Consider the following 25,219-nt stretch of genomic DNA (forward strand, 5'->3'; position numbering starts at 1 on the left):
GGCGCATGATCTACCGAAGAGGGCTTTCTCCCGCATCGGTCCGTTCCGTGAGAGGCGCGTAGCGGTGGGTCCGCCCCTCCCCAGTGTGACCGCCACAACCCTCTCCTCGAGAATCCGGAAGACGGAGATGAGTGCCGCCGATTACAGGCCTCCGCGCGACCACTGAACCGAATGGGTCGTCGACCCGAAGTAAGTCTTAGGAACGCGAGCGGTCGACGGAGCGTGCAACGGAGAGGGCGATCATGGCTCAAAGAGCAAGAAGGGTGAGCAGTGCAAAAGGGACGCGAGCGGATCCGGCTCTTTCTGCACCATCCATCTAGAACAGGAAATTCGCGCTCGAACCGAGCTCACCGGCGACTTGGACAAGGATGCGATCATGAAGGCCGCGATCGGCTTTGTGATCGTGGGCGCACTTTTTCTCTTCCGGTTTCGCCGCTAGAAGTTGGCGGCGCCAAGGTCGAAGCGCCGACTCCTTAGTACGTCGGGCGTGTAGAATCCGGCACGCATCCGATTCAGCTCGAGGGTGACGCGAAAAATCGGACTACCTCCCGTGGGACCGACCGGGAAAGCGATGTCAGTCCGCCAGACATGACGCGTGTTGGCCGGCAGTCCGATCCGGAGACCGAAGCCTACTGCAGCCTTCCAGCCGGACTCGACCCCATACGGCGCATCGCCTTGCCAGACACGTCCCAGATCTCCGAATAGTGTCATGCCGAGATCGGCAGCGCCGCGGCTCGGCCAAGGGAAAAGGATTCGCTCCTCAACCACAAAGCGAGCCATTCGTCCGCCGGGGAACTGGTCCTCGACGAGGGACCGCACCCCTTCCCTGCCGCCTAGATTCAACTGGAAGGGAAGCGTGGTATTCCAGCCGCCTGCTACCGTCGCGCGAAGAAAAAGCGTGTGGCTCCGAAAGTTCTCGGACCGGACATAACCTACCAGGCTCGCATCACCGAGGACGTCCTTCCAGGCACCGTCATCCCGTCGAGTCTCGACGTTCACACCCCCGTGAAAGAACGACGACCCTAGTGGTGCCGTGAAGCTTCCGTAGGCGCGGCCGAAAAAGTCCTCGGTGCCCTGCACGTCGTTCGGGACGAGAAGCGCGAGGCCGGTGCCGATAGAGACGCCCGCGACGAAGCCAAGCCCGATGAGTCCACGATCTCGAAGCCCGTCGATGCCTTCGTACTCCTGAAAGCGCAGGCGAGTGGTACCAACATGCAGCGACACGCGAGTGGCTCCGGACTCCTGAAGATGATCGGAGAGCAGCGATGGAAGCTGGCCGGGGAAGTCCTGAAGCCCCTCGAAATCATCCTCAACTACGACCTGAGGCGTGCCGGGGAAGCGAATCACATCTCGCATTAGCGTGATGCCGGCAATGATGCTCTGTCCAGGTGATCCAAAACGCCGCGCTGCCGAGAGCTCGACGATCTCGCGAAACGAAGGGACGAGGACCTGGCTATAGGTCTCCTGTCCGTCGGTCGAGTACGCGAAGAACCGAGTCCCCTTCGAGTAGCCCTGTCGGATCGAGAACCGACCCGTCTCTCCGATGAACGGATAACGGACGAATTGATCAAAAACCTGGCCGGGTCGATCCCTCCCCCACCGAATACTGGCATCCGCCCGGCCGAAGAAACGTGGAGTCGACAGACGGACCGACTGGGCTCGAGTCTCCCGCCGCTCGCGATGACTGAACTCGGCAACGATGCCCTGGCCAAGGAAGTTCTTCTCGGCAATTGATAATTTTTCAAGATTCAGACTCGCGTCGTCATAGGTGACGCCGACATCGACCTGGGTCGACCATTCATCCTGTGTCTCGACCAGGACGGCCCGTCCGCCGCTGCCATCGTCTTCGCTGGTGATCCGGGCGCCGGCGAGAAAACCGTAGCTGTCGAGGAGCCGTTCGGATTCTCCGACCAGGAACGGATCGAAACAGTCTCCCACCTCGAACAGCAATTCGCTCCGGATGAACCGTGGGGCGGTACGGACGTGGAGCAAATTCATGAACCTGTACGTCCACGCCAGCGCTCCGACCTTAGTGGACTCCGGATCGAAGACGTCAGCCCGAGCCAGGTCGACGGACGTGACAATGCCGTCCATGCACTGCACGGGGGTGGGTTGAAGCTCCTGGGCCGCGGCCGGCTTCGGGAGTGCTAACAGCATCGCGACCACCCACGTACCAGCCAGCCAGGCCGGACGGCGCAAGGCGCGGTATCTCTCGATCAAGTCGGGTGCCTCGATGGATCCTCCAGAAGAGCACGATTCAGAGTTGAAAAGTAGCCGTCTGATTGGGGTTGAAGCGATAGGCCCGTGAGGTGGCTAGGCCAGTCCACATCGTCGCCTGAAAACCAGGGGGTGCCATCAATCTCCGAATTTGCATACCGTTTTTGGCTTCCTGTGTTGTGCCTAGTCACACCCTGCCTCAGCCTGATGCCCCAACTGATTACTGCGCTGTACGGCCTCGCCGCCCTCTTTGGAGCAGCGTTTGCCGCCGTAGAGTTGCGGATGCTCATCCGTTTTCTTCGTAACCGTAATGAGATCCGTGCGGGGACAACTTCCCGCGGAAGCGCTTCAACCTCTAGTGACGACCGCAAGGCCCCGCCAGTCACAATCCAGTTGCCTCTGTACAATGAGCGGACGGCCGCGAGTCGAATTATCCGTGCGGCGGCAGACCAGGACTACCCGAGGGATCGCCTCGACATCCAGGTCCTTGACGACTCCACTGATGAAACGACGGCGATCGTGGCAAAGGTCGTTGAAGAGGTGCGCGCGGAAGGGATCCAGATCGAGCACCTGCATCGCGAAGACCGAGTCGGCTACAAGGCCGGAGCACTCGCAGTGGGGCTTCAGCATTCTGAGGCAGACTTCGTCGCCGTGTTCGACGCAGACTTCGCTCCAGAACCGAGATTCCTGGCACGACTCCTCATCGATGACGCCCCGTTCGATGATCCCAAGGTCGCGTTCGTCCAGGCACGCTGGGCATGGGGGGCGGCAGAAACAGAAGGATGGCTGCCATCTGTCCTCGCGCTACTACTCGATCGACACTTCCAGATCCAGAAGCCAGTCAGGGCCTGGATCGGGAACGTCACGACCTTCAATGGCTCGGGTGGAGTTTGGCGCAGAGCGGCGATCGACGATGCCGGCGGATGGGCGGCAGACACCCTGACCGAAGACCTGGACCTGAGCTACCGAACGGCCCTGGCCGGATGGAAGGGACGTTACCGTCACGACGTGAAGGTCTTCAACGAGCTGCCCGGGCACATGCGTGCCCTAAAGCTGCAGCAGAGACGCTGGTCGAAGGGCAACGCTCAGTGCTTCAGAAAACTGACGCGCCAAGTGATGAGCGCCGGAGATGTCGTCGAGGACAAGTTGGACGAGGCCTTCATGCTGGCAGGGTACGCGATCCATCCCCTGCTGCTGGCCTCGTTGCTCCTGTGGCCCTGGGCCGTGATCCATGTGAACCGGGGGCTGTTCTGGGTGCTCCAGGGAATGATGTCACTGGGAATCGTCGCGGCGGTCTTCAGTTTCCTTCTGACGATTCGCGAACGTGAGCCGGAGTGGCGGTCCGGCGCCCTCTTCGAAGTGTTCATGGGCGTATTGGTGGGAATGGGCCTGATGGTGAACAACACCGTGGGACAGGTTCAGGGCTTCCTTTCAAACGGGGGCGAGTTCGTGCGGACCCCAAAGCTGGCAACCGTGAATGAGGACGAATCCCTCAGCGAACTGGGTGCCGATCTTCCTTATTCAAGTCCGCTCCACTGGACCTTCTTCCTCGAGCTGTTGGTCATGGGATATTGCGTCGCCGGCGCAGTATTTCTCGTCCAGCAGGGCCAGGGATTCTGGTCCGTCGCGATGATTTTCTGGGCGCTTTCGCTCGGACTGATGGTTCAGCAACAGGTCGCGACTCGGTCCGCCTGACCGCCGTCTTATGACGCTACAGCCGCGCGGCTACCTGACGATGGCGACCGGCCCCCGGGGCTTCCTCGAGATGGCCGTGGACATGGCTCTCTCTCTTCGAGAGCACACGACGTACCCGATCGGCCTAGCATGTGACGAGGGCCTCGCGGGCACCGTGAGAGACGAGTACGCCGGGGTCTTCGATGCGGTCACCAAGGTCCACCCACGATTTCTCGCGGGTCGAGTTCGGAAGTACGGTGCCGCGGAGGCGAGTCCATTCGAAGAGACGGTCTTCCTGGACGCCGACTGCATCGTCCTGGGATCGCTCGACCATCTGTTCGATCCTCTCCGGGAACACGGCATGGCGATGCTGGGTGAGCAGCTGACTCGCGATGATGACGAGAACCACCATGGGTTCTCCACGCGTCGCCTCATGACGCAGTTCGGACTCGACCGTTACCTGAAAACGAACAGTGGTATCTTCAGCTTCCGTCGCGAGGTGGCCCTCGACGTCATGGAGGATTGTCGTCGGTGTTTCCTAGAGGAAGCTCAGCCCCGACTGAAATGGTCGATCCTACTCGGGCGTTGGCTTGGGGACGAGATTGCGTTTGGGATCGTCGGTGGCCGGCGGGACCTCGGGACGATCCCGCTCCCCCACCCCATATACTGGCCTCCGGAGTTCGAGGGCATCGACCTCGCCGCACCGACAAAGCCACTCCTCCACTTCATCTGGCCGCCGAGGCCAGATCTGCTGGAGCAGCTCCTCACCGACATGCACACGCGACGAGAATCGGCAGGCATCGCAATTGACCGGTCGGAAGAGGTTTGGCGGGCGGAAGTCGTGAAGCTCGAAGCGATGAAACGGCGCCGTGCGTGGGCTGAGCGGTTGGGGTGGTGGTAGGGGACTGGTCCTAGGCCCACGAGTGGATCATACAGCGGGCCGAGCGTTCTTAATCACGCCCCGCGACCCACCACCTCTCGAAAGCATTCGGCATACTGCGCTGCGATCCGTGAAGGGCCGAGGCTCTCCCTGGCAAAGGAACAGATCCCTGGTCGCCGCTCCTTCCAGGCCGAGGCAGCCTCAGCGATTCCAACCAGCGCGTCCGCGACCGCGGCCTCATTCACCTCTCCTGCCAGAGAGGACGGGTCACGCATGGTGTCCTGTGTCACGTCGAACAACGAGCCGCACGGATTGGGCACGAGAATGCCACGCTCCCCATGCTCACCAACCAGTTCAGCACTTCCGCCCGTCTCGCTAAGGACGAGCGGCAGTCCTGACCACGCCGCCTCGGACGCGGCCACGCTCCAGCCTTCGTAGAAGGAATTGGACACGAAGCCGTCGGCTGCTGACAACACAGTCCCGACATCCTCGACCGGACCGATGTGACGGACAGCGCCTGACGAGAACAGGTCCGGGAACCGGCGCTTGAGTGTGTTAACTCGAGCGCTCTTGTCGTCGGGTCCAACCAAGAGGAGGAGGAGCCCGGGAGATCGTACGACTGCCTGCTCGAAGCCGGCCAGCAAGCCAAATGGATTCTTCTGCTCCGTCACCCGGCCGATCGAGCAAAACACCACGTCGTCCGGCGACAATCCATACCGGCGGCGGGCGAACGCTCGGGGCGCCGAAGCGACTCGCCCTGGATGGATCGCATTGGGGATCACCCGGAGCGATTGACGATCGGTGTGTCGCTGATAGTACTCCGCGACTCCCTCACTCACGGCCACGACTCCTGCGAGCCGATCGATACGACGTCGTTCCTCCTGCCACTCCGAGTCCCGGAACCACGCATAGGTGTTCTGAATAGTCTCGACCACGGGCACGCCTGTGTCCGCTAGGGCGCTGACGGTCTCGAGCGGTGCGAAGTGGCTCGAAACCACATCCAGATTCCTACTCTTCGCCCATTCCGCACACGAGGACGCTCGCCCTCCTCCTATCGTGACATCGACGCCGGCGTTGGTCAGACGATCCGCGATCGGCCCGCCTTCGTGGGAGCAAAGCAACGACGCCGACACCCCCGCCGCCGGCAGGGCCTGGGCTAGTAAGGCGACCACTTCCTCCAGCCCCCCTGTCCCCAAGGAACGCACGACGATGCCCGCCCTAAGTGCAGGCTTGGGTACACTTGCATCCGTGTATCGCGGAAGGCTTAGTAGAGAATTTTTCTCCACTGCCACACCGATGGCTCGAGCGGACGCGCGGCGCCCCACTCGACTCATGATGCCTCGACCCGACTGAGCCACAGCCCGGAACATCTCCCGCCGCTCTTCGTCGCCTCGGGCCTGACTCTCCAAAATCGTGTTCGAAGCATGAACTCGGTAGCGCACGTCGGTCAGCGAGTCTTCGTATACAACTCGCTCGGGGCACAGCTGCATGGCCCGCAGAAGAAAGTCGTAGTCATGCGTGTACCGGTACGCAGCAAAGCCTCCGAGTGCTTCCCAAAGCGCACGATGGAAGAAAAAATTGGAGGTGGTCACTGCCACGTTGTGTTTCTTCAACGCCGCGGCGAATGAAGGGGCGGTCTGCGCGAGCTCCCGGGCCTCGCGGTACCAGCGAGAGATCGGATGGGCCGGATCGACCCCGGCTCCGTCCGCGCCGACGAGACGGACAGAACCACACAACAGAGCCGCACCTGTGGCACGTGTGACTCCCCAGGCATGCTCGAGCCGTTCGGGCTCGAACGCATCGTCGGAGTTCAGGACCGCAATGTAGTCGCCCTTGCTCAGCGCGATCGCACGGTTGAGCGCGAAGTGGGCGCCTCGATTTTCCTGATAAATACTTCGGAGCCCAGTGAATCGATGAGCCTCAAGGACGTCTCGGCTGGAGTCCAGCGAGCCATCGTCCACTACGATCAGCTCGCTGGCCGGCAGTGTCTGATCGCGAACACTGTCGATCGCCTCGCCGATCCATCGCTCATGGTTGTACAGAGGAATCACGGCAGAGAGTGTCGCCCCGGTGTGGACTGCGGGTGCCTCGACGACGCGGTGTTCCGTCATCTCCAGAATCCGTTCGACACGAGCGCCCCAAGAATTTGCGGCCGAGAATCTGTGCATTTTAGTCGCCACGGCAGGGGTCGTCGTCGACCTCCGCACACGACCGACCAAATCGACAAAATCCATCTCATCGGTGGCTCGACGTACCCCCGGGATGCCTCGCAGAGGCTCTATGTCGGGACCTGCGACCGGCAGGCCTGCGGCAACGAATTCGTAGATCTTCAACGGACTCGTAGCTCTCGTGACGTCGCTCACACGCCACGGGAGAAAGGCCAGATCTGCGTGACCGAGGTAGGAAGGGAGATCGGTCTGCGGCTTGAGTCCCAAAAAGTGACAGTTCGCAGGCAAGCCTCGTCCTTCGCGTCTACGGTCTCCGACAAAGACGAAGGCAGTCCTCGGATGCGCCTGGGCCGAGCGTTTGACTAGGTCCCAGTCGAGCCAGCTTCCCCAAAGTGCTCCCACATACAGGGCGATTCGCTCTGCCTCGGGAAGGTCATCCGGGCGCTCGGCACGGAGGGCCTCCTTGGTGAACAGGCGCGCGTTGAAGGCATTGGGAAGCAACTCTGTCTCACGACCACTCAGGCGCTCGATGTGATCGACCAGCTCGTATGCCGAAGCCACCAGGTACTCGGAGTCGCGTGCCAACTCCGCCTCATTCTCAGACTGATACCAGCCCCACCCCAGCTCCGAGTCCCAACGATCAATGCAGTCGTACACCGTGGCCGCGCCCTTCTCCCGAGCCGTAAGAACGAAGGGAGTCCACTCGCGGACGGGGACCTGCGTGATCACCAGTGACCCGGGCTCAGATACGAACGTGTTGAGGGCTGAGACCACATCCGGGTCAAGCGCAGTATCCAGGCTCATCTCGACCAGGCGAGGCTGCTCATAGCAGAGAGCGAGGTCGACCGTCTCTGTGACTCGACCGTGACTGACGAAGACCACAGCGTAGTCTCGGGCCACGAGTTCCAGAGCGAGTTGGGCGCTCCGCTGACCTCCCCCCGTGTCATGCATGGGATTAGCCGAGAGAATCACTGCCCGGCGCCGTGCTCCGCTAGCAGCAGCCGCCAACCTGTCCAGGAGAGTGTTCACGTTAGCTCCCTATCCAACCGGGATGAGACCTTCTCTGCCGAGGTAGATCGACTCGGGGTCGGGAATGAACGAATAGCCATCGCGGACGTGCTCCAGATGTTCACGAACATGCGAAAAGTGCGGAATTTTCATGCAATTCCTTTCTGGGGTCCGCGGCTTAGGCGGGAGCTTCGCTGGTGGGCCCGGTCGAGAATCAGAACACGACCCTAAACCTTGCAGGACTCGGGCCACAAGCCCATTCCCGCTTGCGATCTGATCGGGGACAACGTTTGTTTCCGGTGGCCGCCTGCCGTACGACAACTCTCGACCCCATAGACGCTCCTACGCACGTGATAGAACTCGTCGAGCGAGCCGGACGCTACCCCGACCGTACAGCCCTCCTCGCTCCCGAGGGGGCGTTCTCTTACGACGACTTGCTGAGGGTGTCGGGTGCAGCGGCAACCCGACTGCTCGCTGGAAGGGACGACTTGGCTGGAGCGCGGGTCTGCTACCTGGTTCCCCCGGGCTGGGACCACACAGTCGCGCAGTGGAGCATCTGGCGCGCGGGTGGTCTGGCTGTACCCCTCGCGACTTCACACCCGCCCGCGGAACTGAGACACGTCCTTGACGACGCCGAACCCGAGGCGATGATCGTTCACCCAACGCTGCTCGGCCGCGTGGAGGCCGTGGCCGCCGAGCGACGCCTCCCTGTACTTCAGACGCCGGCCCTGCTCGCGGAAGGAGCCGCGGCCCCCCTACCGCGGGTCGACGAGTCTCGACCCGCGTTGATGCTTTACACATCGGGCACGACAGGCCGACCGAAAGGAGTCGTCCTAAGTCACTCGAATGTTCGTGCTCAGATCGAGTCGCTGAGCGAGGCGTGGGGATGGCAGGAGGACGACCACATCATTCTGCATCTCCCGCTCCATCACGTGCATGGCATCGTGAACGTGCTCTGCTCCGCGCTCTGGAACGGCGCCACGTGTGAGGTGCTGCCCAGGTTCCGGGCGATCGACGTATGGGAGCGCCTGGCTCGGGCAGATGCGACGCTCTACATGGCGGTCCCCACCGTGTACCGACGTCTTATCGACGCATGGGATGCTGCGGACCTCAATACACGGGAGGCCTGGACGGCTGGCGCGCGCGCGTGCCGCTTGATGGTATCGGGATCGGCTGCATTGCCCGTCCCGACGTTTGAACGCTGGGAGACGCTGACGCAACATCGGCTCCTGGAGCGTTACGGAATGACCGAAATCGGGATGGGACTTTCGAACCCACTTGAGGGTGAGCGTCGGCCGGGGTACGTCGGAACGCCGCTTCCGCAGGTCGCGGCTCGACTCGTGGACGATGACGAGCAACCGGTGGAGGACGGCGCCTCCGGCCACATTCAGATCCGTGGCCCGGCCATATTTTCGGAGTACTGGCGTCGTCCAGAAGAAACGAACGATGCCTTCACCGCCGACGGCTGGTTCAGAACCGGCGACCAGGCAGTAGTTGAGGACGGCGCCTGGCGTATTCTGGGACGGAGCAGCGTCGATATCCTGAAAACGGGTGGAGAAAAGATCTCAGCACTTGAGATCGAAGAAGTTCTCCGCTCCCACGATGCGGTGTCCGATTGCGCGGTGGTGGGCATCCCTGACGTAGACTGGGGCGACCGGGTCTGCGTGGCGGTGGTGTTGACCGATCAGGCCACGATCACCCCTGAGGAACTTCGATCATTTGCGAAGAGCCGCCTCGCACCCTACAAAGTGCCCAAGGACGTTCAACTCGTGGACGGCCTCCCACGCAACGCCATGGGGAAAGTGACCAAACCCGCGGTGCGTGACCTCTTTGCTCCGGAAAACGACGAATGATCGAAGCCGTTCTGGCAAACCTGCGTGAGTACTGGATGGTTTACACCCTCCTCGTGCTCTATTCGGTCATGCTCGCGCATCATGCGTGGACCGGGAAAAAAGAAACCAAGAACCTGGCCGACTACTACGTCGGTGGGCGCAACATGGGTGGCTGGACCATCGGTCTCTCGTTCTTCGCCACCTATGCCAGCACAAACTCATTTGTGGGCTTTAGCGGTCGCACCTATGCGTGGGGCCTGCCATGGCTCCTCTTCATTCCCACCGCCGTCGCCTTCAGCCTGTTCTCGTGGATCGTAGTCGCACCACGACTTCGGAGCTTCACTGCGGCGATGGACTCGCTCACGATCCCGGACTTCATTGGCTTCCGCTTCGGGAGCACCCCGGCACGGGTCTTCGCCGCCCTCATCGTGATCGCGGCTTCGTTCTTCTACATGACCGCCGTCTTCAAGGGGATTGGCAACCTTCTCGAGGTCTTTCTCGAGATCCCCTACAAGGTCTCCATCGTCATCGTCTTCTTCGTGGTCATGACCTACACGATGATCGGCGGCTTCATCAGTGTGGTGAAGACAGATGCGGTCCAGGGCGTGGTCATGATATTCGCAGCGCTCCTACTCTTCTTCGGAACTGTGGACGCAGCCGGTGGTTTCGCCTCCGCGCTGGAGGTCAGAAATCAGCCCGGTGGGGAGGAGCTCTTCACTTGGGGAGGCGGCGTCACGATTCCGCTTCTCATTGGCACCATGGTCGCCGGGCTCGTGAAGTTCGCGGTGGAGCCCCGACAGCTGTCGCGCTTCTTCGCCCTGGAAGGGGAGAAAGCCATGCGTACCGGGATGTGGGTCTCGTCACTCACGTTCGCCGGAGTTTTCTCTCTCCTCATTCCCGTTGGCATTTACGCACGAAAAATCTTCCCGACGGGGATCGAGGATACCGATCTGGTGGTGCCCACCCTCCTCTCCGAGGTCTTCGGGCAGGGCACGAGTTCATTCCTTCTCGTCGCTATGGTCGCGGCTGCCATGTCCTCCCTCGACAGCGTTCTGTTGGTCATGGCGTCGACCACCGAGCGCGACGTGGTGTCCGTCGTGCGGCCGGGGCGAACAGAGGCTCAGGAGATGTTCTGGACGAAGGGCTGGGTCGCACTCTTCGCATTCATCACGATGCTGATCTCGCTGAACCCACCGGGAGGCATCGTCGAACTGACAGCCTTCAGCGGCGCTCTCTACGGTGCGTGTTTCTTCCCAGCGCTCGTCCTGGGGCTGCACTGGAAGCGCGGAAACGGGCAGGCCGTGATTGCTTCGTTCATCGTTGGGATCGTTGTACTCCTTGGATGGACGTTCCTTCCGGGTTCGGAGGTGATCCACCAGATCTTCCCGGCCATGCTCCTTTCGACTGCGGCATATGTCGGCCTCTCAATCTCGGGAGAAGACGGCGCGAACGATCAGGTCGCGCAGCTGTTGGATGAAGCTGGAGCTCGACCATGAGGTCCGGGACCCCGAAGCAGTTTTCGCAGGTAGCAGGTAGCTCTGTCGCGACACCGCCGAACTTCCCGGATGCACCGTGAGCACGCTCGCACTCGCTGATCAGCAATCCACGATTCTGGCCTCACTACGACGACTAAAGGGTCGTGGTACCGTAGGCGATGTCATGGCAGATTCCGGCCTCGGCGCTGAACCCGCCCGGGCTGGCCTGAAGGCCCTTCTCGAGACTCATCGAGGGCATCTCGCCGTCGCTGACTCGGGCGAACTCGTATACGAGTTTGACCCCAAACTGATCGAACGCGGCACTGAGCCCGTCCTGTCGCGGATTGCGGGAAGCTTCAAACGGGCTGTGCACGTCGCGTTCAAGGTTTCGATCGTAACGATGCTCGTCGTCTACTTCGTAATTTTTGTGGTCCTCATGATCATGGCGCTTACGAGGGGTGGGGGACGCGGGTCGAACAACCGGGGGAGCGGGGGCTTCGGAGGAGGAGGAGGAGGAGGACACGGCATGGGCTTACACTCCTTCTACTGGATCTGGGGACCCCGCTGGCGGGTCGACAGACCCTATTACGGGCACAGATGGGAGAGCACACTCGACAAGGAAGATAGAGTGCCGTTCTACAAGAAGGTCTTCGCATTTGTCTTTGGGCCCGATCGCCCGACGCCTACCCAGCAGCAGCTCGACCGCGCCAAGCTCAGGCTGATACGTGCACGGCATGGCGTGCTCACGACCGCAGAGTTGGTAGAGCACACGGGTTCGACCTTCGACGAGGCAGAAAGCGATCTGGCCCGGATGGTCGGCGCCTATGACGGTGAGCCGCTCGCGTCACCGAATGGTGAGGTGGTCTACGTCTTCCCGGGCATCATGGCGTCGGTCGACGACCGTCGCCCGGCTCGGGAGCCGAATCCCGCCTGGTTGCGGCTCGAACACCCCCAAGAGCTTACAGGCAACACTGCGAGATCAAATGCTATGGTCGCCGGTATGAACAGCTTCACGCTCGCGGCCGCCGCCAGCGCACCGTTGTTCATATTTCCGCGCTTAGGTATCGGCGGCCCAGAAGCATTCGTCGCCCTAGTCTTGGTTCCTGTCGGCTACAGCTTTCTGTTCTTTGCGGGGCCGCTCATGCGTATGACTGGGGTGGTACTGGAGAACCGGCGACGGCGGCTTCGAAACGTGCGTCGCCTGCTGGTCGGCCTGATCTACGGCAGAGCGCTGGACGGAGACAAGCCGGTTCGTGAGTCCGAGGTGTTCAGTTTCCTCAAGAGTCGCCTGCCGGTTCGGTCCGTTTCCGAGGCCGAAGCCACGTCGGTGCTCCGCTCGATCACAGCAGAAGTGGATGCCAATGTCTCCACGGATGACAAGGGCGCACTCCAATACACATTCGGTGAGATACGTGCCCAATTCGCTGCCAGCGAAGCCCTACGAAGCAAACTACGCCTAGAGCGGAAAAGTATCGGTGACATCGTATTCTCGACCGCTGATACAGAGGAGACCGAGGGACAGCGCGACCTAGCTCTGTTCGACCAAACCCTCCTCGAGCTCGACGTGTCGCTTGATCGCAACCTGCCCAGCTTGGATCGCGTCTCGTTCGAGGACGACTTCTCGCTTGTCGATTTCGACGAGCAATTGAGGAATCGCGATAAAACCCGACTACTAACCGCTGATCAAGCGCAGGACCTCTATGGGTGACATCGTATTCTCGACCGCTGATGCAGAGGAGACCCGGCGATCCTGATGATTCGAGTGCTGGCATTAGTGGCATTTTCATTAGTGTCTCACGCGTGTGGGGTAGGGAACACAGTGCGAAACCCATTCGATGGCCCCGCGGTAGCGGGCTCTAACGCCACCGACAATCCGATTCGCATCGAGGTCCAGAACCGCAATTTCAATGACGTAACGGTCTGGACCAGCCGCACGGGCCGCCGCCTCCGACTTGGCCAAGTGACGGGCAAGACCGATAAGACTTTCACGGTCGGATGGAACGTGGCACTGCCCATTCAGTTCGACATTGATGTCACCGGTGGTCGAGCCTGCACGACCGCCAGCATCCCGGTAGATCGGAACGCAGTGGTGTGGATCGCCATACCAACTGCTGTAGGGAATCAGCCATGCAGGGTCGGGAGGCGATGATGAGGATCCCACAAATTGCTGCGGTTCTTTGCGCGGCGCTCATTGTAACCTTGGCTGCGTGCGCTTCCCCGAAAAGGAGCGATGCACCACGGCCTTTTGTCGAAGCTCGGCCGAGTACGGTCCAACTGCTCGTCCAGAATCGGAATTTCTCCGATGTACGGCTGTATGCGGAGCGCCACGGCACGCGGAAGGCACTGGGGACAGTCACGGGGAAGCAAGATGCCGAATTCACCCTGGACTGGCCGGGACACGACCCGCTTCAGATCGTCATCGACATGGTAGCGGGCCCGAGGTGTACGACCCCCGAGATGCTCGTGGACCCAGGAGACATTCTCGAACTTCAAATCGCGGTTGTCTTTTCAGACACGACCTGTCGACGGGGCTAGGCACTCGCAAGGTCAGTCGTACGACAAGTCAGTCATACAGCAAGTAGGGCTCGACCGAGGCTTCAAACGCCTCGATTTCAGTCTCCACCCCAGCGAAGATGTCGTCGACCGAAGCCCCCGCATCGATTCCGAGTCGCAGCCCATCGTTGCCCCACAAGATATCGATCGGGGGGGTCACTTCTTCGTATTCGTACGGGGGGGACCGCCAGGCAAACGCATCGCCCGCCAGGCGACGGCACGCAGAAAAGAGGGCCACGGTCGCGCGAACCGAACGGAACGAATCGCGATCGGTAACATGGAGCTGGCCTCCTCCACACACTTTGCCTGCGTACTTCTGGAAGGTCGGTTCAAAATGAGCCGGCCGCAGAACGACTCCCGCACCCAAGTGACTGCCAGATTGGTCCTGAAGCTCAGCCGCGAGAGCCTGGGGATTCAGATAAGGTGCTCCGAATAGTTCAAACGGGCGGGTCGTGCCGCGCCCCTCTGACAGATTGGTACCCTCTACCAGAACCATCCCTGGATACACGTCGCAGGAGTCAGGTGTCGGCAAGTTCGGACTCGGAAGCACCCAAGGCAGCCCTGTGTCCGTCCAGTGCATCCATCGACGCCACCCCTCGCACGTCACGACCTCCAGTTCGCAGCCTATGCCACGCTCCTCATTCAACCATCGGGCCAGTTCACCGGCGGTGAGCGCGTGACGCAGTGGAATGGGGTGGAGCCCCACGAACGACTCAAAGCCTGGTCGCAAGATGGCCCCCTCTCGAACGATCCCTCCAATGGGGTTCGGACGATCGAGTACGACGAAGCGCACACCCGCCTCGGCACACGCTTCCATCGCTAGCGCCATGGTCCAGACAAACGTGTACACGCGCACCCCTACGTCCTGCAGATCGAAGATGAGTGCATCGAGTCCGTCCAGCATCTCCGATGACGGCTTACGCACTTTGCTATAGAGAGAGTGCACCGGCAGATCCGTCACTGGATCTCGGTAATGATCGGACTCGATCATATTGTCCTGCTTCTCACCTCGGGCGCCGTGCTGGGGGCCAAATAGTCGGTCGATCTCGAAACCCGACGCCGAAAGTGCATCGACCGAGAAGGCCAACTCCGACGTCACGGACGCCGGATGGAGCACGAGTCCGAGCTTCAGATCGCGCAGGCTCGCTCCGTCGGAGAGAACGCGATCCACGCCGTGGCGCACTTTGGCCCTAGTCACGATAGACGCCGGATCGATTCAATTTGGACCGGCTCGATCAGGCGCTGTCCTTCGATGGCCCCGGCCTGGATTTGTCGAACGATATCCATTCCCTCTGTCACTCGACCGAAGACGGCAAAGCCCTGACCGTCGAGATTTCTGTGACCCGCAAAGTCGAGCGAGGGTTGCTCACCGATACACACAAAGAACTGCGAACGAGCGGTATCAGGGCCGGCACGCGCCATGGAAAGCGCCCCGTCCGTGTGACGGAGCCCGGTGTCACTCGTGCGCTCGAGCGCGATCGGGTCCCGGAGTCGTCCTCGGGTCGCAGGGCCATTCGGCCCACCCTGAATCACCTCGATCCGCACCGAATCGTTGGGCTGATTGTCCATTCTCACCGCGCGGAAGAAGGATCCTCCATCGAACAGCGCGTCATCGACATAGGTGAGGAAATTTTCGACGGTGACCGGGGCGTGATCAGGATACACCTCAGCGTGAATCATTCCGAGAGAGGTCTCGATCTGGACCCTGACGACCGTTCCTTCATTCTGGGCAGCAGCGGGGCTCAACACGCTGGCCCCGGCGACGACGGCCAGGAAGAGGGACCGAATCATTGGATGCTCGCCTCAACAAGGAGCGGTGTGACCATCTCGTGGCCATCGACCCGGAGCACGGCGTTGTAGGTGCCCGCCGGAACGAATGCACGCCGTGAGAAACGACCAGACCCTTGGCCATCACCTCGGTCGAGGGACCATTCGACGCGATTCAGTCCGGCGCGGCCGCTCGCCGCGAGTGTCCTAATGACCTGGCCCGCCGTGTCCCGGATCTCAAGCGAGACCTCAGCTTCGGCTCCCAGCCAGTAGTGAACAAATGCACTCTGTGGCGCACCCCGTCCGAATCCGCCGCGGCCCCCGGAGGGAAGGCGACCTCCCTCTCCTCCGAAGAGATGAACACTCTCGGCCAGCACTTCTGGAGTGAGTTGCTGAAGCTGACGCACATCCAGAGCGAACATGCCCTGACCGTGTGTGGCAGCGATCATCAGGTCCTCTTCGGGATGAATCACCAGGTCGTGCACATACGTGCTGGGCATACCGTTGGAGAGTGCCTGCCAGCTATCTCCTCGATCGAGTGACACGTAGACCCCAACGTCAGTGCCCAGGTAGAGAACGTTGGCGTTCTTCGGGTCCTCTCGCAGAATGTTCACGGGCCCGAAGGGCACTCCGTCCGCCAGGCTTTCCCAGTGCTCGCCATAGTCCTCGGACCGCCAGACGTATGCCGCAAAATCATCATTTCGACGGCCGTTTTGCGTCACGTAAGCGGTCGACTCGCTGTATGCCGACGCGACGATCTCCGATGTGAAGCGATCTGCGTGAAGACCTGATGTGATCTCCTTCCACTCGGTCTCGGGATTCCGCATGACGTGGACGTGACCGTCGTCGGTCCCTGCGTAGAGCAGCCCTCTCGTGAGCGGTGACTCAGCCAGCGCAGTGATCGTCTGGAACTGGATATCCCCCATTCTGTCGACGTCGTTGCTCGACAGATCTGGGGAGAGCCTCTCCCAGTCATCGCCCTGATTCGTCGACCTGAAGACGTAGTTCATCCCGTGGTATAACGTGTTCGGGTCATGCGGGGAGAGAATGAAATGAGCCAGCCACTGACCTCGGAGCGGCGGCTCTCCTGGATCCGGCAGTGGAACGATCGATCGCGTCTCGTTGGTCTCGACGTTTGTGCGACTGAGGCTTCCGTAGAATCCAGTCGAGTAAACGATGGCCGGATCTCGCGGATCGATCGCATGGTGGCTCCCCTCACCGCCCGGGGCGCTCTGCCAGGTGACGGCAGGAATGGCCTGGCGACCGGCGCTGAGGTCGACGACGCCACGATACGACCCGTGGTCCTGAATCGACCCGTACACCCTGAAGGGCGAGCCGAGGTCATGATTCACATTGAAGAAGGTCACCATCGGAAGCTCGACGAAGAACCTCCAGTTCTCGCCTCCGTCATAAGACACATAGGCGCCCCCGTCGTTGTTGTTGACCATGTAATCCGAGTTGTTCGGATCGATGTAGAGGCCGTGATGGTCCACGTGCATTCCTAGGAGACGCCGGTACGTCCGGCCACCGTCCTCGGACACATGGAGCTGCACGCCCATCACGTAGATCTTCTCAGCATCGTTGGGGTCGACCCGAATCTGACCGAAGACCCAGCCGTAGGTCCCGCCGAGTCCCTCCATGTACTGGTTCTGCTCGCTGCGTTGCTGCCATGACTCCCCGCCATCGTCCGAGCGGAACACGGTGGCCCCGCGGATGACCCCACCTCGGGGACGCCCGTACGCATCGGTTGACCCGGCCGGCGCCTCGCGAGCGATCTCATAGTTGTCCACGAACGCATACACCGTCTCGGGCGAGGAACGTGCGATGTCGATTCCGATACGCCCGCGATACCTGGCCGCAGGAAGGCCTTCGTTGACCTCCCTCCAGCTCAACCCGCCATCCGTCGACTTCCACACGCCCGATCCCGTGAAGTCTTCGTCCGAGCCTGTGAACGCCGGTTCGTTCCGCGGATCGTTGAAGGCTGCACGCCGTCGCTGCCATGTCGCAGCATAGAGGGTCTCTGGATCCTGCGGATGGATTACGAGGTCGATACCTCCGGTCATCTCGTCGACGAACAGGACCTTGTCCCAGCTTCGCCCACCATCGGCTGTCCTGTAGATGCCCCGATCCGGACTGTCCCGATACTCGTGCCCACCAGCCGCCACCCAGACGACGTCGGGATTCGTTGGATGCACGACGACCCGGGCAATGGTCTGGGTTTCCGTAAGCCCCATGTGCGCCCAGCTCTCGCCTGCGTCTTCGGACTTGTATATACCAGACCCCGCGTGCGAGCTGCGGAAAATGTTGGCTTCTCCCGTACCGACCCACACCTGCGACGGAGCAGATGGGGCAATCGCGATGTCCCCGATGGAAGCAGTGACCTGGTCATCAAAGACGTTCTCCCATGTGACACCCTCATTGCTCGTCTTCCAGACGCCGCCGGCAGCGCCCCCCACGTACATCGTGTAGGTATCGCCCCGGGGCTCGGCAACGGCGACATCCGTCACCCGCCCGCTGATGTTCGTCGGACCAAGGTGCTGCCAGGGCAGGGTTCCGAATGGAGACGCCTCCGTCAGTGCGCGGTGGGACTCGAAGCGATCCAGCCGCTCGGTCGCAGACATGCGCTCCACTTGGCCGACAGCAGGTGAGGTCACGACGACGAAAAGCGCAGTGACGAGCGAGGCACGGTAAAAGGATGCTTCTCCGGCGGTCGGCCGTCGCATTGATCTCACGAGCTCAGTCCAGTCGAATCGGCCACCTCTGAATGTGTGCTCAGCGGCGACCGGACCTGTTGGTGTGCGTGGACGCCGAAGCTAATGAGCGGCAACACGCTCCGGCCAGAAGGACCTAGTTTCGCCCCACCTCAAGCACTCTGAGCTGCCCGGTTTCGTAGTCGGGGATCTGTACTTCATAGTTCTCTGACTCCGAGTCCGACGTCGCTGCGTAAAGTCGCATGCGAATATTCGCCGGGACGCCGCAAAAGCGGAAGAAGCCGGTCTCACTGGCAGAGGTTTCGAAGCCGTCCGACGTCTCCGTCAAACCCGCGATATCACCATCCCTTGGGTTGATGCCACCTCCACCCATGACATTGTATCCGGTCCAGCTCACGCGCACGGTCGCACCTGGGACGGGGCGGCCTCGCGCGTCAACGACCGTCCCTGCGAGCAGAACCGATCTCTCGTTCCGCTCGATGCCCCGGCACGCTTCAAACAGCACATCCCCAATCGAAGGCATGTGGTATTCCAGTGCGGCGACTTCCCCACGAATGACGTCCTGAGTAACGGGCTCCGGGATGTAGCCGGCCTGCGCAAGGAGCCTGTCGACAAAGCGGACCTGATACCGCCCCTCGGTCAGGCCAATAATGCTGAATTCACCCAAGGCGTTCGAGAAGACCTCCTGGTTCGACCCAACGACACCGATGCGAACACCGGCAAGCACGGCACCGATACTATCCAGAACGACGCCCTCTATACCTCCGGTCTCCGCACGCTGTCCCAGACTGCGGCCGCCGGCTTCACGGACCTCGAGTACAAGTCCACCCGTCTGGTGATACTGCGCGATGTAGGGGCGTGGTCGGCCCTCGAAGTCGGTCTGGGTGGTCATGATGGGCATCCGAATCCACCACTCTGGCACGATCCAGCTCCCGTCAGGCATCCGGCGAAAATCAACCCGGCCACCAACCTCGTCCGATGTCATCTCAGGATCGAGGTACCGGTACTGATATTCGAGCCACCGAAGCTCGGCCGTCTCAGGGTCGAGCCACATGGTCCCCGCGATGTCCGGAACACGCTTGGTCTCGCCAGTCGGCTCGAACCCCAAACCGATCTCGCCCGCCTCACTCCTCCCACTTCTGTGCATCTTAAAGCAGTGAGTGTCGAGGAAGAAGTCCGATAGGAGAACGGTAGCATCCGGGGCGTAGTAGACGAACTCGCGGCCATCGCGCTGGACGAAGCCATTCATGGCCAGGTCCTCAGCCGGCCGACTCTCGAAGGGCGTGCTCATGTACCCATCTCGGCTACTCTGATCTTCGCTAAGTATGACGCCTGATCCTCGGTCGATCCGCCGGTCGTAGCGCATAGTCTCGTAGCGGTACGCGCCTCGTTGGTCCGTCAGAGCCGCGGCTTCCAGCGCCTTTCGGGCCTCATCCCAAACCGTGGCAACGAGCAATCCCTCTCCGTCCGGGCGAATTTCGCAGCGACCGGAATCGAGCTCGACCTCGATTCCTTCGAGCTGAATTGCACTCGATTGGAGACGCAATTCCTCGGTAATCGTCGCTCCAGCTGAAACCGAGAACATTGCGGTTTCAGCTGTAGCCATGCCGATCATCTCAGCCCGGACGATGTAGCTACCCGCTGGTATATTTATAAAGAGGGCCCTGCCCCGTTCATCTGTCAGGGCATTTTTCGCCATCTTGCCAGACCCATCGACCAGGTAAGAGATGGCCCCTACCATCGGCTCCGACCCCTCCGCGTTCATCACCCGGATGAGCACCGTCTGGGCGGAGCCAACGCCCGGTAACATGACGAGCGCCACGGTAAGACTGAGGAGGAGACGAAAAAAATTCATCGGACGTGGATGGTCAGAAACATGGGTGCTTCTTGATACGGACATCAGGGTTCTCGGTTCCGCTGCACCACACAACCCTCTATGCAGGCGCCTCGATTGTCACGCTTAGACTCGGCATTGGAGGCACGATCGCGGTCACCTCACTGGCCATGAAGATCCTGCAGCTTTTCCCTTCCTGGACGCTCAGAATCTGGTTGCGGGGTGGGAAACATGCCAAGGCGTCCGCCGATCGGTCGCGCCGGCGAACTACCTTGCCTGGAATAGAATCCGTTGTGCCGGTGGGTCAGGCCCGCCGGCACAACGGATATTAGTTCAGATCAGCAAATGTCGAAGCCGAGGTGCGCCTGAACCGTGAACGCCCTGTCCCTGTGCTTGAATCGGCGTCGAGAGTGCCGCCGTTAGCGCAACCGCTGCCCCAAGGCGCGCCTCATCGTCTTCATTGTGCAATCCCGCCTCCGCTAAGCGCCTTTACCAAGCGATAGAGGAATTCTTGTCCCTCGTAGAAGTGCTCGATCAAAATGCGTTCATCCTGACCATGAGCTCGGACGTCGTCCATTTCTCCAAAGATGCCACTGACGCCGTACACCGGGATGCCAGCGCGGCGCAGGTAGAGGCCGTCGGTCGCTCCGGTCGACATGATCGGGAGCACCCTGACGCCAGGCCACATCTGCTCCGTAACCCTCTCAATCGGCCCGAGAACCTCAGCCGTCAGCGGCGAGGGGGGGCTCGGCCGGGCCTGCCCCTGCGCAACGACCTCCACATCGAATGGCGCGGCGATCTCCTGCAGACTCGCCTGCACATCTTCCGGGTCGTGGGTCGGGAAGATCCGGCAGTTGACCGTGGCTTCGGCGAGCTGAGGCAGAGCGTTGCCCGCATGCCCACCTGAAAGCAACGTGGCAACGCATGTGGTGCGCAGCCTTGAGTTATATCCAGGCTCCTCGGCCAGAACGGCCAATGCCTGCTGATCTGCCGGATTCTCCACAATGCGTCGCATCGCCTCACCCATCTCACCACCCACGATATCGGCGGAGCCTACGAAAAACGCCTCCGAGATCTCGTGCATCATGACCGGGAATCCGAAGTCCTGCACCGCCAACAATGCGGACGACAGGTCGTAGATCGCATTCTTCCGGACGGGCAGCGATGAGTGTCCTCCGGGGTTCGTCCCACGGAACGTGAACGACTGGAATTTCTTCTCGGCGGCCTGAACGTTGTTCGAGATACGACGTCCGTCCTTCGCCATCCCGCCCCCGCCCTCATTCAGCGCATACGCAGCGTCGATGAGTTCAGGGTGTTCAGCAAGAAGAAATGCAACGCCATTATTGCCACCACCCTCCTCGTCGGCCGTCAGCGCCACGACGATATCGCGATCGGGCACGAAGCCTTCCTGCTTCATGCGAATGAAGTTCGCGGCATAGATGGCGGCTTCGTCCTTATCGTCCGTCACGCCTCGACCGTAGTAGTACCCGTCGCGCTCGGTGAAGGCGAAGGGGTCGAGATTGCTGCTCCAGTCCTCTGGGAGCGCCTCGACCACATCGATGTGAGCCAGAAGCAGAATCGGCTTCAACGAGCTGTCTCGACCCCGGTAGCGCGCCACGAGGTTTCCCTTCGTCGGAGCTTCCGCGGGCCATAGAACGTGAACGTCTTCGTCCGGAAAACCGGCCGCGAGCAGATGACGTTCGAGCGCCTGAGCTGCCAGCGTATTGTTCCCGCGATCGGACGCCGTCGTGTTGATCTCAATGAGTTCGGAAAAGATCTCCCGAGCGAGATCCATATACTCCGAGGGGGGCAGCGTCTGTGATTGAGCGGTGGCAGGTACCACTGCGAGTAGAGCTGAACACAGAGCGATCCACAGAATCGCAAGTTTACTCGTGATCTTGGTCATGAAAGTCGTTCCACTGAAGAAATTCGCTGTTCCCACCCCTTCATGCAGCTCCGCTCACGGCACCCATGTGGTAAAGTCCGCCGCGCTCTGTCGGGATTTCGGCGCCGGCATATCGGCCGGTTCGCCAAGACTGATCGTTGCCACGATACGCTCGCCCTCGCCTGCGCCGACGGCCGATCGACCGTTCGGGTCATCCATGATCGCGCCAGTCTTTACATGTGTTCCAAGGCCCATCGCGCACGCCGCGAGACAGAGGTTCTGAATCGCCATATACGTCGCGGCGTAATCCTCTTCGAGGATCTCCGGATTCTCGTCGCGCATCATGCTGACGGCCAGCATGGCGGGAAGAGCGCAATGCGTCGCCGAGACCTTCTCCACCACGTCCTGAGCAGCTTGAGGATCCTCGACTCGTTTCGCCTTTCGGAGCCCAAGCGCATGGCCGTACGCCGCGCGCGCTTCGGGGCCGAGGACATAGAAACGCCACGGCTCAGTCATGCGGTGGTTCGGCGCCAGGACGGCCATCGACAGCATCTGCTTAATGGACTCTTCGGAAATGGCTCGGTCGGTGAACCTCTTGATCGAGCGACGAGCTGTGATGGCGTCGAAAATATCCATGCAGTCTGAGTCCAGTCATGTTGAGATACGGGAGGGTAAGGTTGCCAATCTGCAGGGAGCGCCCCGACTGGAAAAGTCGCCGACCGTCACCTACTGTCGCCCATCCCGATTCGAGGAGTAACTGTGTCGTTCCGCAAGGAGCTGGGCCGCTTCGATACGGCGATGGTTGTCGTCGGCGGAATTATCGGTGCGGGGATCTTCATCAATCCCTATATCGTCGCGCAGCGACTCGACTCCCCGGCCCTGGTCATGGCCGCGTGGATCGCCGGCGGAGTCGTAGCTCTGGCCGGTGCACTCACCTTCGCGGAACTGGGTACGCTCTTCCCTAAGGCTGGCGGACACTACGCCTACCTGCGGACCGCCTACCACCCACTGGCAGGATTCCTCTATGGATGGGGCCTTCTGCTGATGATCGAAGGTGGAGCCATCGCGGCGGTCGGGATCACCTTCGCGGAGTACACACTCCGCCTCGTCGGCAGGCCTGAAACGGATGGTCGCGTGCTGACCGCATTGGCCATCGCCGTCGTCGCCGCGATCAACTACGTCGGGGTGAAGCCGGGAAGCAGGGTGCTCAACACATTCGTAGTCCTCAAATTGCTCCCACTCGGACTGCTCATTGGAGCGGGCCTGTTCCTCCCGCTCGGCGCGGAGGCACCCGGAGCTGTCGGAGCGGTGACCGGCAGCGGCGCCACGGGCGACCCGCCGCTACTTCTCTTTGCGTTTGGGGCGGCGATGATTCCCGTGATGTTCTCCTATGGTGGATGGCAGAATGCCAACTACGTCGCCGAGGAGATGAAGGACCCGGTCCGGGACCTCCCGATCGGACTACTGGCCGGGACCGGCCTGGTCGTAGTCGTCTACGGCCTCGTGAACGTCGTCTACCTGCGAACGCTGGGGCACGCCGGATTGGCGGCCACTCAGACGCCGGCGTCCGACGCGGCGCGGCTCCTGTTCGGAGACACTGGCGATAATCTGATTACGCTGGGCATCGCCGTATCCACGTTCGGATTCCTCAATCTCACCATGCTTGCACCGACACGAGTGTACTACGCCATGGCGAGGGACGGACTCTTTCCGGAGAGCGTCGCTCGACTCCACCCCAGATTCGCCACGCCGTCCGTGGCAATTGTGATCCAGTCCGTATGGGCAGTCGTGCTGGTCTTCACCGGGACCTACGGCCAGCTCGTCGACTACGTCGTGTCGGCGGACTGGATCTTCTTCGGAGCCGCGGGCGCGAGCCTGTTCGTGTTCCGGCGGAAATTCCCACTGGAGGATCGAGCCGAAGGCGTGTTTGTCACGCCACTCTATCCACTCGTCCCGGGCTTATTCGTTGCGGTGTCCATTCTGATCGTGGCCAGCGTCCTGTGGACGAACCCGGTGCGATCCGGTATCGGACTCGGCCTGCTCGCGGCCGGGGTGCCCGCTTACCTTTTCTGGAGTAGCCGGATCCAGCCCTCTTCGGGACACTCGGAATGAGCGACAGCAGTTGGCCCACCACCTGGGCGCCCTACATGACCTGGTCGAAGCATCATTCGAAGGCATCCTGTGACCTGACCGGATCGAATCTCCTGCCGTGTACACTGGACGAGCTTCCCGGGGCCCGGGAGGCCATGGATCTTTATGGTCGAAACGACGACGGGTGGCCACCGCTCGTGCGTGCGATCGCGACCCGCTACGGCGTCGACGAGGCCCAAGTCGGAACAGGGCCGGGGGCATCGGGCGCGAACTTCTTGGCACTCGCGGCTCTGCTACGCCCGGGCGACACGCTGCTCGCTGAGTGGCCGGGGTACGACCCACACATGGGTGCAGCGCGTTTTCTAGGAGCTCAGGTCAACACCTTCGAGCGCGGATGGGCACAGGACTTCAGCCTCGATCCAGCTCAGGTTGAGGCAGCTCTCACGAGTGATACCAAGGCCATTATTCTGACGAATCTACACAACCCATCGGGCGTGTACGCCGAGCCTGAAGCCTTGAGCGCAGTGGGTGATCTCGCGCGCTCCGTCGGTGCGAAGGTCATCGTCGACGAGGTCTATCTCGACGCCCTCGAGGGTGTAGAGCAGTCACCGGCCGCCACCCGAGATGACGTCTTTATTTCGACGAACAGCCTCACCAAGTCCTACGGCCTCGCCGGAGTTCGCGTTGGATGGATGTTGGCAGATCCTGAGACGACGGAGCGTGCGCTGCGTATCCGCGATGTGGTCGACGCAGTCGGATCGATTCCCTCTGAAACGATCGGGGTCCTGGCCTTTCAGCATCTCGACGCGCTTCTGGATCGAGCACGGGGCATCCTCGGACCGGGAGCGACTCTGTTTCGGACCTTCGTCGAAGGACGCGACGAGCTCGAATGGGTTCCTCCCTTGGGCGGATCGGTCGGGTTTCCAAGACTTAAGGGCGCCACAGATGCTACTCCGTTCGTCGACATGGCCATGTCCGACTTCGATGTGGGGGTGACGCCTGGGAGATTCTTCGGCGCTCGCGAGCACTTCCGTGTTGCCGTCGCCGGGGAGTACGAAGTGCTGGAACGGGGTCTGGTGGCCTTGGGCCAGGCGCTGGACCAATGGAGTGACCGAGGCGCCTGA

At 61.4% G+C, this 25,219-nt stretch carries 18 protein-coding genes; 9 read left to right on the top strand and 9 right to left on the bottom strand.

Annotated elements, in window-relative coordinates; translation table 11 throughout:
* Positions 1-435: 435 nt before the first annotated feature.
* Positions 436-2,220 carry a hypothetical protein gene (locus OSA81_03915; protein ID MDE0898140.1) on the bottom strand — a complete coding sequence of 595 codons (1,785 nt, stop codon included), beginning with the start codon at positions 2,218-2,220 and terminating at the stop codon, positions 436-438.
* Positions 2,221-2,424: 204 nt separating this feature from the next.
* On the opposite strand from OSA81_03915, the gene OSA81_03920 reads away from it, so the two are divergent.
* Both OSA81_03920 and OSA81_03925 read left to right on the top strand, forming a co-directional pair.
* Complete coding sequence (locus tag OSA81_03920) at positions 2,425-3,912, top strand: glycosyltransferase (GenBank protein MDE0898141.1); 1,488 nt, start codon at positions 2,425-2,427, stop codon at positions 3,910-3,912.
* A 10-nt stretch (positions 3,913-3,922) separates the two neighbouring features.
* On the top strand, positions 3,923-4,792 hold the full coding sequence (locus OSA81_03925) for a hypothetical protein (GenBank protein ID MDE0898142.1): 870 nt from the start codon (positions 3,923-3,925) through the stop codon (positions 4,790-4,792).
* A gap of 53 nt (positions 4,793-4,845) precedes the next feature.
* Here the strand turns inward: OSA81_03925 and OSA81_03930 are convergent, their stop codons facing one another.
* Entirely contained in the window at positions 4,846-7,968 is a 3,123-nt protein-coding gene (locus tag OSA81_03930; GenBank protein ID MDE0898143.1) for a glycosyltransferase, read from the bottom strand.
* A 9-nt stretch (positions 7,969-7,977) separates the two neighbouring features.
* Positions 7,978-8,100 carry a hypothetical protein gene (locus OSA81_03935; GenBank protein ID MDE0898144.1) on the bottom strand — a complete coding sequence of 41 codons (123 nt, stop codon included), beginning with the start codon at positions 8,098-8,100 and terminating at the stop codon, positions 7,978-7,980.
* A 197-nt stretch (positions 8,101-8,297) separates the two neighbouring features.
* Here OSA81_03935 and OSA81_03940 point away from each other — a divergent pair, with 197 nt between their 5' ends.
* The 5 genes from OSA81_03940 to OSA81_03960 all read left to right on the top strand — a co-directional run bounded on the left by OSA81_03940 (position 8,298) and on the right by OSA81_03960 (position 13,789).
* Complete coding sequence (locus OSA81_03940; GenBank protein ID MDE0898145.1) at positions 8,298-9,800, top strand: acyl-CoA synthetase; 1,503 nt, start codon at positions 8,298-8,300, stop codon at positions 9,798-9,800.
* On the top strand, positions 9,797-11,275 hold the full coding sequence (locus tag OSA81_03945; protein ID MDE0898146.1) for a sodium/solute symporter: 1,479 nt from the start codon (positions 9,797-9,799) through the stop codon (positions 11,273-11,275). The genes OSA81_03940 and OSA81_03945 overlap by 4 nt, the downstream gene beginning before the upstream one ends.
* Positions 11,276-11,351: 76 nt before the next feature.
* Positions 11,352-12,962 carry a hypothetical protein gene (locus tag OSA81_03950; GenBank protein ID MDE0898147.1) on the top strand — a complete coding sequence of 537 codons (1,611 nt, stop codon included), beginning with the start codon at positions 11,352-11,354 and terminating at the stop codon, positions 12,960-12,962.
* Between the two features lie 66 nt (positions 12,963-13,028).
* Complete coding sequence (locus OSA81_03955) at positions 13,029-13,403, top strand: hypothetical protein (GenBank protein ID MDE0898148.1); 375 nt, start codon at positions 13,029-13,031, stop codon at positions 13,401-13,403.
* The gene (locus tag OSA81_03960; protein ID MDE0898149.1) at positions 13,403-13,789 is read left to right on the top strand and encodes a hypothetical protein; all 387 of its coding nucleotides are present in this window, start codon (positions 13,403-13,405) and stop codon (positions 13,787-13,789) included. The genes OSA81_03955 and OSA81_03960 overlap by 1 nt, the downstream gene beginning before the upstream one ends.
* 28 nt (positions 13,790-13,817) lie before the next feature.
* On the opposite strand, the gene OSA81_03965 is transcribed toward OSA81_03960, so the two are convergent.
* From OSA81_03965 to OSA81_03990, 6 genes are all read right to left on the bottom strand, one after another.
* Positions 13,818-15,005 carry a DUF1343 domain-containing protein gene (locus tag OSA81_03965; protein MDE0898150.1) on the bottom strand — a complete coding sequence of 396 codons (1,188 nt, stop codon included), beginning with the start codon at positions 15,003-15,005 and terminating at the stop codon, positions 13,818-13,820.
* Positions 15,002-15,598 (bottom strand): peptidylprolyl isomerase, encoded by a 597-nt coding sequence (locus OSA81_03970; protein MDE0898151.1) that lies wholly within the window; start codon positions 15,596-15,598, stop codon positions 15,002-15,004. Before OSA81_03970 ends, OSA81_03965 begins: the two co-directional genes overlap by 4 nt.
* On the bottom strand, positions 15,595-18,297 hold the full coding sequence (locus OSA81_03975) for a hypothetical protein (protein ID MDE0898152.1): 2,703 nt from the start codon (positions 18,295-18,297) through the stop codon (positions 15,595-15,597). Before OSA81_03975 ends, OSA81_03970 begins: the two co-directional genes overlap by 4 nt.
* A gap of 124 nt (positions 18,298-18,421) precedes the next feature.
* Positions 18,422-20,185, bottom strand: a complete 1,764-nt coding sequence (locus OSA81_03980; protein ID MDE0898153.1) for a carboxypeptidase-like regulatory domain-containing protein — start codon at positions 20,183-20,185, stop codon at positions 18,422-18,424.
* Positions 20,186-20,576: 391 nt separating this feature from the next.
* Positions 20,577-22,025 (bottom strand): M20/M25/M40 family metallo-hydrolase, encoded by a 1,449-nt coding sequence (locus tag OSA81_03985; GenBank protein MDE0898154.1) that lies wholly within the window; start codon positions 22,023-22,025, stop codon positions 20,577-20,579.
* Positions 22,026-22,079: 54 nt separating this feature from the next.
* Positions 22,080-22,640, bottom strand: a complete 561-nt coding sequence (locus OSA81_03990) for a nitroreductase (GenBank protein MDE0898155.1) — start codon at positions 22,638-22,640, stop codon at positions 22,080-22,082.
* 123 nt (positions 22,641-22,763) lie between these two features.
* Here OSA81_03990 and OSA81_03995 point away from each other — a divergent pair, with 123 nt between their 5' ends.
* Together OSA81_03995 and OSA81_04000 are read left to right on the top strand one after the other, a co-directional pair.
* Positions 22,764-24,116 (top strand): amino acid permease, encoded by a 1,353-nt coding sequence (locus tag OSA81_03995; protein MDE0898156.1) that lies wholly within the window; start codon positions 22,764-22,766, stop codon positions 24,114-24,116.
* Entirely contained in the window at positions 24,113-25,219 is a 1,107-nt protein-coding gene (locus OSA81_04000; protein ID MDE0898157.1) for a pyridoxal phosphate-dependent aminotransferase, read from the top strand. The genes OSA81_03995 and OSA81_04000 overlap by 4 nt, the downstream gene beginning before the upstream one ends.

It is taken from the genome of Longimicrobiales bacterium (assembly GCA_028823235.1).
In the GTDB taxonomy this organism is placed as follows: Bacteria; Gemmatimonadota; Gemmatimonadetes; order Longimicrobiales; family Gaopeijiaceae; genus UBA2589.